Source organism: Luteirhabdus pelagi, assembly GCF_016827595.1.
GTDB lineage: Bacteria > Bacteroidota > Bacteroidia > Flavobacteriales > Flavobacteriaceae > Luteirhabdus > Luteirhabdus pelagi.
In genome coordinates this window covers 1-1035 of record NZ_JAECMS010000028.1, presented here as the reverse complement: position 1 = coordinate 1035, position 1035 = coordinate 1, and the positions used below count along the sequence as shown (strand labels likewise).

The 1035-nt window shown below is 33.0% G+C and carries 1 protein-coding gene; it reads right to left on the bottom strand.

Annotation, left to right across the window (positions count from 1 at the left end):
• Positions 1–224 precede the first annotated feature (224 nt).
• Positions 225–944: an SIMPL domain-containing protein gene (locus I4Q58_RS15415; RefSeq protein WP_203296804.1), complete on the bottom strand. Its 720-nt coding sequence runs from the start codon at positions 942–944 to the stop codon at positions 225–227.
• Between the last annotated feature and the right edge of the window lie 91 nt (positions 945–1035).

Here is a 1035-nt window from a genome sequence, read left to right as displayed (position 1 = left end):
CTGAATACCGTCTGATGATTTTGTCATTTTTGTACATAATGTTTAAAATTATGTAGCCTTTATTCAGGACGGGTCAACATTACACACAACGGTCTCGTATAACCGTCAGTTACGGATTTAAAGTTAATAATTTTAAGTTAAGAACTGTCGTTAGCAATTCCGAGTGGATTCGGACGTAGTCGAATCCGCCGTAATTGCGGTTATACATTGTTGGCAAACGTTTTTTATTCAATTAGCCATTCCACGGTAATTGTATCTCTAAACAATAAATCATCTGGCGTAAAATTGAACACGGTATTGTCAGCACTAGAAGCCATTGCTATAGGATATCTATTTTCGCGCTCTACTTGTTGCATACCTCCATCACCGCTACCCCAACCACCATATGTTATTTTAGAAATCCGTAGAATTTTTACATCTGCGGAGGAAGCGATTTTTTCTGCCTTTTTCTTAGAATCAGCCACTGCGTATTCAAGTATTTTATCTTGAACATCAGATTTTAGTTCATCCGATAATTTAAAATCAAAGCTAAAATCAATTTCTTCTTGACTATTTGATAATTCAGTCAAAATTCTTTTTAGAGTTTCTTTTTTGTATTTGAATTCCAAACGAATTTTTTGTGATGCCACGTAACCACTGTCAACATAACGATTATTTTGGTAAACTCTATTTTTTGAAACTGAGAATTGAGTTGTTTTTAAATCGTTTTGTTTAAAGTCCAATTTTTTTAGAAGATTAGTATAAAAATCAGATTTATCCCCAAGTTCTTGAACTGCTAGAGCCATTGTTTCTTCAATTTCGGATGCGTTTATGTTCAGAACTGCCAAATCAGGTTTTATGATTACTTTGGCTGACCCCAGAACTTGAAGTATTGGTTCTTTATTATCTTGACTAAATCCAATTATACATTTTAGAATTAGACAAGTTGTAATTAATTTTCTCATATTTTTCAAATGTTTGCCAACGGTCTTGTATAACGCTTCTCGTTAAGCGGTTTTGTATTTTACGTAATTTTCAGATAAGGATTTTGATTAG

Excerpts from the sequence above, each read along its gene's own strand:
- I4Q58_RS15415 (WP_203296804.1), bottom strand. The coding sequence starts at position 944 with ATGAGAAAATTAATTACAACTTGTCTAATTCTAAAATGTATAATTGGA.